The sequence below is a fragment of the Microbacterium testaceum genome (assembly GCF_001476655.1).
In the GTDB taxonomy this organism is placed as follows: Bacteria; Actinomycetota; Actinomycetes; order Actinomycetales; family Microbacteriaceae; genus Microbacterium; species Microbacterium testaceum_C.
Genome location: NZ_LDRT01000168.1, coordinates 1 through 8299 on the forward strand (window position 1 = coordinate 1; position 8299 = coordinate 8299).

At 69.5% G+C, this 8299-nt stretch carries 6 protein-coding genes and 1 pseudogene; 6 read left to right on the top strand and 1 reads right to left on the bottom strand.

Going from position 1 to position 8299, the window contains the following annotated elements; all coding sequences use genetic code 11:
- The first annotated feature begins 162 nt into the window (after positions 1-162).
- Positions 163-786 (top strand): PadR family transcriptional regulator, encoded by a 624-nt coding sequence (locus NS220_RS17550; RefSeq protein WP_058625278.1) that lies wholly within the window; start codon positions 163-165, stop codon positions 784-786.
- Positions 783-2336 carry an MFS transporter gene (locus NS220_RS17555; RefSeq protein ID WP_058625279.1) on the top strand — a complete coding sequence of 518 codons (1554 nt, stop codon included), beginning with the start codon at positions 783-785 and terminating at the stop codon, positions 2334-2336. The genes NS220_RS17550 and NS220_RS17555 overlap by 4 nt, the downstream gene beginning before the upstream one ends.
- Before the next feature lie 232 nt (positions 2337-2568).
- On the opposite strand, the gene NS220_RS17560 is transcribed toward NS220_RS17555, so the two are convergent.
- Positions 2569-3231 (bottom strand): TetR family transcriptional regulator, encoded by a 663-nt coding sequence (locus NS220_RS17560; protein ID WP_058625280.1) that lies wholly within the window; start codon positions 3229-3231, stop codon positions 2569-2571.
- Between the two features lie 205 nt (positions 3232-3436).
- Here NS220_RS17560 and NS220_RS17565 point away from each other — a divergent pair, with 205 nt between their 5' ends.
- From NS220_RS17565 to NS220_RS17580, 4 genes and pseudogenes are all read left to right on the top strand, one after another.
- On the top strand, positions 3437-4057 hold the full coding sequence (locus NS220_RS17565) for an LPXTG cell wall anchor domain-containing protein (RefSeq protein ID WP_058625281.1): 621 nt from the start codon (positions 3437-3439) through the stop codon (positions 4055-4057).
- An 80-nt stretch (positions 4058-4137) separates the two neighbouring features.
- A complete protein-coding gene (locus NS220_RS17570) occupies positions 4138-4740 on the top strand; it encodes a hypothetical protein (RefSeq protein ID WP_058625282.1) in 603 nt (200 codons plus the stop codon).
- A gap of 118 nt (positions 4741-4858) precedes the next feature.
- Complete coding sequence (locus NS220_RS17575) at positions 4859-7591, top strand: RCC1 domain-containing protein (RefSeq protein ID WP_058625283.1); 2733 nt, start codon at positions 4859-4861, stop codon at positions 7589-7591.
- Positions 7592-7678: 87 nt separating this feature from the next.
- Positions 7679-8299: pseudogene (locus NS220_RS17580) on the top strand (RCC1 domain-containing protein); the annotation flags it as partial.

Sequence of the window (8299 nt, forward strand, 5' to 3'; positions counted from 1 at the left end):
CCCAAAGAACATTGAGTGTCCAAGACACGCCGTAACCCGCCCGCGCGTGACGGCGTGTCTTGGACACTCAATGTTCTTTGGGTGGGCTCCGGCTCGCGCGGGGACGCGCGAAAGAGCGTATAGTCCATGTGGACTAGTCGACACGGACCATGAGGAGGACGGATGCCGGAGACCAGCCGCCTCACCCCGATCGCCGTCATGATCCTCGCGACCCTGCGCGAGGCCGACATGCACACCTACGAGCTCGTGCGCCTGCTCAAAGAGCGGCGCGACGACCGGCTCGTCCCCCTGCAGAAGGGCACGATCTATCACACGGTCGCCCGTCTCGAGCGGGACGGCCTCCTCGCCGAGGTCGGCGTCGACAGGGAGGGCAACCGTCCCGAGCGCACCACGTACACGCTTCTGGATGCCGGGCGTCACGCCGTCGAGGAGTGGGTCCGCGCCGAACTGCCCCAGATCGACCGGCAGAGCGATTTCCGCGTCGCCCTCTCCGAAGCGCACAACCTCGAGCGCGACGAGGTCGTCGCCCTGCTCGACCAGCGCCGCGTGATGCTCGATGCCTCCATCGAGGAGCATCGCGCGGGTCTCGAGTTCGCCGCCGAGCGCGACATTCCCGAGCAATTCCTGGTCGAGCTGCAGCGTCAGGCTGCTCTGCTCGACGCCGAACTCGCGTGGCAGGACTCCCTCCGCGCGCGTCTCGCCGATCGCACCCTGCCGTGGGGCGTCGCCGAGACCCCCGAACACATCAAGAACACGCACCGCGTCTCGAGGGAGACATTCGCATGACCGACGCCCCCGCCGCCTCCGCGGCATCCACCCGTACCGGGTCGCACAAGACCCACGAACGCAGCCCCTGGCCCGCCCTCTGGGCCCTGGTCATCGGCTTCTTCATGATCCTGGTCGACACCACGATCGTCTCGGTCGCCAACCCCGCGATCAAGGCGGCCCTCGACCCGAACACGAACAACCTCGACAACGTCGTGTGGGTCACCAGCGCCTACCTGCTCACCTACGCGGTTCCGCTGCTGATCACCGGCCGCCTCGGCGACCGCTTCGGCCCGAAGAACATCTACCTCACGGGTCTCGCGATCTTCACGCTCGCCTCCCTCGCGTGCGGTCTCGCCCCGTCGCTCGAGGTGCTGATCGCCGCTCGTGCCGTCCAGGGACTCGGTGCCGCTCTGATGACGCCGCAGACCATGGCCGTCATCACCCGCACCTTCCCGCCGCAGAACCGCGGTGCGGCCATGGGGCTGTGGGGTGCCACGGCCGGCGTTGCGACGCTCGTGGGCCCGCTCGCGGGCGGACTGCTCGTGGACGGCTTCGGCTGGGAGTGGATCTTCTTCATCAACATCCCCGTCGGCATCATCGGCTTCGTCGCCGCCGTGATCCTCGTCCCGCAACTGCCCCGCACGGCGCACAAGTTCGACATCCTCGGCGTCGTGCTCAGTGCGATCGGTCTGTTCCTCATCGTCTTCGGCCTGCAGGAGGGCGAGCACTACGCGTGGGCCGCGTGGATCTGGGGCATGGTCGCCGCGGGCGTCGTCGTCATGGCGGTGTTCATCTGGACGCAAGCGCGCAGCACGGGCGAGCCCCTCGTGCCGCTCGATCTCTTCCGCGACCGCAACTTCTCCGTCGCGAACCTCGCGATCGCCGCGGTCGGATTCACCGTGACGAGCATGGCCCTGCCCCAGATGTTCTACCTGCAGCTCGCGCGCGGTCTCACCCCGACCGAGTCGGCGTTGCTGCTCGTCCCGCTCGCGATCCTCTCGGGCGTTCTCGCGCCGTTCGCCGGCAAGCTCCTCGACCGCACCGACCCGCGCTTCCTGCTCGTGCCCGGGCTGGTGCTCGTCGGCGGCTCGCTCGGCATCTACCTCGCGCTCATCCTGAACGACGCGCCGATCTGGGCTTTCCTCATCCCCTCCGCGCTGATGGGAGTCGGAAACGCCGGCATGTGGGGTCCGCTCGCGACCACCGCGACGCGGAACCTCCCGCCGCGTCAGGCGGGCGCCGGTGCCGGCATCTACAACACGACGCGTACCGTCGGATCGGTCATCGGCTCGGCATCCATCGCCGCGTTCATGCAGGCGCGCCTCGAGGCCAATCTGCCCGGAGCGGCGGATGCCTCGGCGAGCTTCGGAAGCGGAGCGTTGCCGCCGCAGGTGGTCAGCGGGTTCTCGCAGGCCATGGGGCAGTCGCTCGCGCTCCCCATCATCGTGATCGGTGTGGGTCTCATCGCCGTCCTGTTCATGCGCCGGCCCTCGGTGATCCGCCCGCACGGGGCGCCGCGCGACGCGGCTCCGGCGGCGAAGCCCGCGAACGCCGCGGCGAGCCAGTAGCGCTCGCTCCGGAACGCCGCCGTCTCCTCCGGGGATGGCGGCGTTCCGCGTCTGTCGGTCGGTACGCGCCCGCGATGGCTGTGGGTGCGAATACGCGTCGGGCGTCGTCAGCCGTCGAGCCGGCGACCTCCTCGACCGAGCGTTCGGTGCGCGCGGACCGGGAGTGGCGCGAGAGCGCTTCGGGCGAGCGGGCGACGGTGACGCGGGAGCCTCCCGTCGTCGTTCCCGAAGCTCATTCAGGCACGGCCGGTTGCCCGCTGCCCATGCTCGGGTTCGTCGAGGATGCGCTGGCCCTGGCGATGAGCTCGCCCAGCTGACGACGGAGGCGATCGCCGAACTCGGCGGGACCCATGCCGCACTCGGTGGCGAGCAGGTCGTACACCTCGTGTGACGCGATGGCGAAGAATTCGCGTACCAGCAGGGGGACCGACTCCGACGGCAAGCCGGCGAGGTCTGCGAGCGTGCGAGCGGATCGCTCGAACTCGCGTCGCCGTTCCGCGCGGATGTCGGCGAGCATGGCCGCCGCCCGGGGGTCGGTGTCGGCGGCTGCGCGGAGAGCGTTCCAGAGGCGGTACGTCCGGGCGATCGCGGCGGCCAGCAGGGTGAGGTACTCGTCGATCGCTTGGGTGAGTGGCATCCGCTGAGTCAGATCGACGTAGGCGGGTTCGCCGCTGACGGGGAACGCCTCACCATGCCCGGCGAAGGCCATGGTGAACGCGGCGAAGGCGAGGCGTCGCTTCGGGCCCGCGAGGCCGACGCTCTCGACCGAGACGCCGGCGCGGTCCGCGATGGCTTGCAGGGTCGTCTGTCCGTAACCGTTCTCACTGAAGAGTTCGGCCGCCGCCTGCAGGATGCGGCGTCGTGTCCGGGCGGCTCCGTCTGCACGATTTGTCACGGAGGAATTCTGCCCGATGCCGGGATTTCATTACGGCCGGACCTCAATCAGGAGGCGGTCGATCGACAGCATCGATAGTTTCCGACCTGAAAGGCCTCCGCCCACGGAACAAATGCTGCCGGAACTCCTCCTGGTTGCGATGACTGCGGCGGTCGGCTACCTTTCAAATCGCTTATACGTCGATATATCGAAATAGGAAACTGCCATGGCTCCCTGCCCGACCGAAGATCCGGGCGCCGCCCTTCACCCGGGGTCGCTGGCGCTGACGGGCGTGGAATGGCTCCCCTTCGCGGTGCTCGGAGCGGTGCTCCTCATCGCGGGCGTCGCCGTCGTGTTCCGGCGGCGCCGTGCTCTCGCCACGGGCGCGATGCTCCTTGCCCTGCTGGTGCTCGGGCTCACCGCACTGCCTCCGACTGCCGCGAGCGCGCAGGCGGCATCTCCGCAGACGTGCACGTTCCTCGTCGTGACGCAGGTCGACCATCCCGACGCGGGGGTGAGTGTCGTGGCGGGTCAGGCGGCGACCACCTCGACCTTCCGCCTCTCGAACACGTCGGCCGCGCCGGCGGCGGTGTTCTTCGGCACGGCGATCACCTCGGACACGGCGGGTGTCGCCGACCAGGTTCATGTCGGCTTCGACTCTGCTCTCGGGTCCACGTCACGAGGCCTCGCCGAGACCGCACCCACGAGGGCGTTCACGCTCGCAGCCGGCGAGTCCGTCGATGTGGCGGTCACCGCGAGATTCCCCGAGACCGTCGACAACAGCGCTCAGGGTGCGCACGTGTCCTTCGACGTGCGCGCCATCGCCCAGCTGATCCCCTCCCCCTGATCGTGGCTCGTTCCTCGAGCCGCCCGGCCGCGCGCGGCCGTTCCTCCGCACCATCCACCTCTCCAGAAAGCGATACACGCATGACTACGAACACGACAACGCGCGGCACCAAGCGCAAGGTGGCCCTCGCCGCCGGCGCCCTCGTCCTCGTCGGCGTCGGGGGCACCCTCGCCTCGGGCGCCTGGTTCACCGACCAGCAGAAGATGTCCGGTAACGAGCTGTCGGCGGCGACGGTCGTCATCGATCCTCTGACGACGGGAGGAGCGACGAAGATCGAGGTGTCGAATCTGCTGCCCTCGGCGGACTCGACGGGGGGCAAGCAGGGCAGCATCACGATCAAGAACTCCGGTACCGCGAAGCTCCTGTGGGCGGCTGATCTCGATCCCGGTACGCCGACGAAGGCGGGGTTCCTCGATGCTGTGCAGATCGAGTTCCGCCAGGGTGGTGACGGCAACTGGTCGGTCCCCACGTCGCTCTCCAGCGCCGCGACCGTGTTGCAGAAGGGCGCGTCTGCGCTCGACGAGGGCAGCTCGACGACACTCGACTACCGCGTCTCGCTGCCGTCGACCGCAGCCAACGACCTCCAGGGTGCCTCCGTGACGTTCGACGTCGTCGTCAAGGCCATCCAGGCCGACGCGCCCGACTCGACGTTCGACGACGACACGCAGTTCCCGACCAGCTGATCCGACGGCGGTGAGGCGCGTCCATCGACGCCGCCTCACCGCCGTTCGCCTTCCCCGAAAGGGCTTCATGCACGTGCTTCGCAGCTCATCTCGCCGTTCGGCGTCTCGTCGTGCTTCCGTGCGCGTCGTGTTCCTTGCGGTCATGGCGCTCCTGCTGGTCCCGGTGGTCGGCGCGTCGGGCGCGTGGTTCACGGACTCGCAGTCGGTGTCGGGCTCAGCGTCGGCGGCGACGCTCGGGGCGTTGTCACCGACGGTTGTCGCGGCGGATGCCGGGAACACGGTCTCGTGGCCGGCGGCGACGACACAGGCCTGGGCGACGGATGCCGGTGTGACCGGAGGCGTGACGTACTCGGTGCAGCGGCAGGTCGAGGGGCGTCCCGCGCAGCAGCTGCAGACCACGTCGCATACCTCGCTCACCGACCCGGGCGGGCAGCCGTTCGGGACGATCAGTGCCGGTGGGGCGGCTTCCTTCGGGGTCGCCCCGGACGGGTCGCTGTGGGCCTGGGGTGCCGATTCATCCGGGCAGCTGGGGAACGGACAGGCGGCGGTTCGTCCCTCGCTGTCTCCAGCGCGGGTCGAGGCGTTGTGGGACGCGGGTGTGCAGGTGACGCAGGTGAGCGCGGGCTCCCGGGCCGCATTCGCGGTGGCATCGGATGGGTCGGTCTGGGCGTGGGGCTCCGGTGGCGGAGGAGTGCTGGGTGACGGCGACGCGAGCGCGGATGTCTCCGCACCGGTGCGGGTGGACGCGTTGTGGAATGCCGGTGCGCGCGTGACGCAGGTGAGCGCGGCTGAGCGGTATGTCCTGGCCCTGGCGAACGACGGGTCGGTCTGGGCGTGGGGCTCAGGCGAGGGGGCCGTGCTGGGCGACAGGGATGCGAGCAGGCATTTCTCGGCGCCGGTCAGGGTCGACGCGCTGTGGGGCGCGGGCGTACGTGCGACGCAGATCAGTGCGGGCGAGTCACACGCGTTGGCGGTGGCGTCGGACGGCTCCGTCTGGTCCTGGGGTTCCGGCGCGTGGGGGGTGTTGGGCGATGGGGTTGCCAGCGGGCATTCCTCACAACCACTGCGTGTGAATTCGCTCTGGGACGCCGGCGTGCGTATGACGCAGGTCAGTGCAGGTGTCTGGCATTCGGTGGCCGTCGCACTGGACGGATCAGTGTGGGCGTGGGGTTCAGGTCGCTTCGGGCGGTTGGGCGATGGGATCGTGTCGGAGCATGTCTCCGGGCCGGTACGGCTTGACGCGATGTGGGATGCCGGAGTGCGTGCGACGCAGGTGAGCGCCGGCCCCATGCATTCATTGGCGGTGGCGTCGGACGGGTCGCTCTGGTCGTGGGGAAGCGGGGAGACCGGACTGCTCGGGGACGGTGACGAGAGTGACCATGTTTCCGCGGCTCGGCGCGTGGATGCGCTGTGGGATGCGGGAAAGCGGATCACTCAGTCGAGCGCGGGCGATCAGCACTCGCTCGCCGTGGCGTCGGACGGGTCGGTCTGGGCGTGGGGAGACGGGTGGACGGGTCAGCTCGGGAATGGGTCCACCGCGGTCCACGCTGTCCCGGGGTTGGTCGGCGCACATACCTTCACCCAGATCAGCGCGGGGGAATCGCACTCCCTGGCCCTTGCGTCGGACGGATCTGTCTGGGCGTGGGGTGACGGTGCCGATGGGCGATTGGGGAACGGGGCGTCGAACGTCCACTCGACCGCGTGGCCGGTGACGGTCCTCGCGTCGTGGACGGTAGGCGATCCTGGCCGCAAGATCACGCAAGTCGCCGCGGGGGCGACGACGTCGTTGGCCCTGGCATCCGACGGCTCGGTGTGGGCATGGGGCAGCGGTTCCGATGGGCAATTGGGCCCTGATGTCCGAGGGGATAGCGCCACTCCGGTCCGTGTTCCCTCGACGGGCGGGAACGGTCTCAAGATCACAAAGGTCGCGGTGGGCGGCGGTCAGTGCGTCGCCATCGCGTCCGACGGCTCGGTGTGGCGATGGGGAACGATCGCTGCCGGATGGAGGACAGACACGGTGCCGACGAAGGTGGAGTTCCCCCGGGAGTGGGACGGGTCAGGCAGTAGGGCGACCGATGTGAGTGCTGGCTCGAATTTCGCCGTGGTCGTGTCCTCCCGGGGAGCCGTGTGGGGATGGGGAGAGTCTCGGTCAGGTCAGATGCAGGGCCACGACTCCAGCGGGTACGAGCCGCAGATCGTCGCCCCGACAGGGGCGCAAGCCGCCAGTGCCGGTGCGACGCATGTGCTGGACCTGACAGTCGCTAGAGACGTATGGGCGTGGGGCGGGCGCCCCTCCCGCGGATCGGATCCGGTCGCTCTGGGCGATGGGTCGGCTCCGGGATACGGCCGCGGTCGCGTCGATGTCGCTGCCCCGTGGTTCAGGGCTTCTCCTCGAGTCTGGGCGACGCAGGTGGCTGCGGGCCGGGTCCACTCGATGGTGCGGGGGTCCGACGGATCCGTCTGGGCGTGGGGTGACGGCGCGAACGGCAGACTCGGCACGGGAAAGACGGAGACGGCGCTGACTCCCCAGGCAGTGGACCCCGCATGGTCGAACGACGTGGGTCGGTCGATCACCCAGGTGAGCGCCGGAGGATCGCACTCCTTGGCCTTGGCATCCGACGGGTCCGCCTGGGCATGGGGCGCGGGAGGATCCGGACAGTTGGGCGACGGAGGCGTTGCAGACCAGGCCGCACCCGTGGCGGTGCCATCCGCTTTCGTGGCCGCGAACTGCCCACCCCCGTCCACCCTGGTCGGGCGCTCGTGCACGCTCCCCGGTACGACGACCTATTCCGTTTCCTACGACTACAGCGGCTGGTCCTCGCCCCCCGCGACGGTCTCGATCACGCGATGAGCGGCGAGGTGTTCGTGTCGCGTCCCTCTGCGGTGCGTGACCTTCCGGTTGCTCCGACGGTCCGCTTCTCCCTCTGAAAGAACTCGTATGCCCTCTTCTCCTTCTGGCTCGCTCCGACGCGGCGTCGGCCCTTCGTTCGCGCGTCCTTCAGCCCTCGCCGTCGCGCTCCGTCGCGCCGGTGCGCTGATGATCGCGGTGCTTCTGCTCGTCCCGGTCGTGGGTGGGTCGGGCGCCTGGTTCACCGACTCGGGGTCGGTGTCGGGCTCGGCGTCGGCGGCGACGCTGGGGGCGTTGTCGCCGACAGTCGCCGCCGTGCGGGCCGGGAACACGGTCTCGTGGCCATCGGCGACGACACAGTCATGGGCGACGGATGCCGGTGTGACCGGAGGCGTGACGTACTCGGTGCAGCGGCAGGTCGAGGGCCGCCCTGCGCAGGCGTTGGGTACGACGTCCGGAACGTCGTTCACCGACCCGGGTGGGCAACCGTTCGGACTGGTGAGTGCGGGGGATTCGCATTCGTTGGGGTTGGCGTCGGATGGGTCGGTGTGGGCGTGGGGTGCCGGCCGGTCGGGGCAATTGGGCAATGGCAGCTCGAGTGGCTCGCTGGTGCCGGTGAGGGTGTCCGTCCCGGGGGGTGTGGTGTTCACGCAGGTGAGTGCGGGGGGTGCGCATTCGTTGGGGTTGGCGTCGGATGGGTCGGTGTGGGCG

What these genes read in the sequence shown, in the direction of transcription:
- NS220_RS17550 (WP_058625278.1), top strand. Translation starts at nt 163, where the DNA reads ATGCCGGAGACCAGCCGCCTCACCCCGATCGCCGTCATGATCCTCGCG.
- NS220_RS17555 (WP_058625279.1), top strand. Translation starts at nt 783, where the DNA reads ATGACCGACGCCCCCGCCGCCTCCGCGGCATCCACCCGTACCGGGTCG.
- NS220_RS17565 (WP_058625281.1), top strand. Translation starts at nt 3,437, where the DNA reads ATGGCTCCCTGCCCGACCGAAGATCCGGGCGCCGCCCTTCACCCGGGG.
- NS220_RS17570 (WP_058625282.1), top strand. Translation starts at nt 4,138, where the DNA reads ATGACTACGAACACGACAACGCGCGGCACCAAGCGCAAGGTGGCCCTC.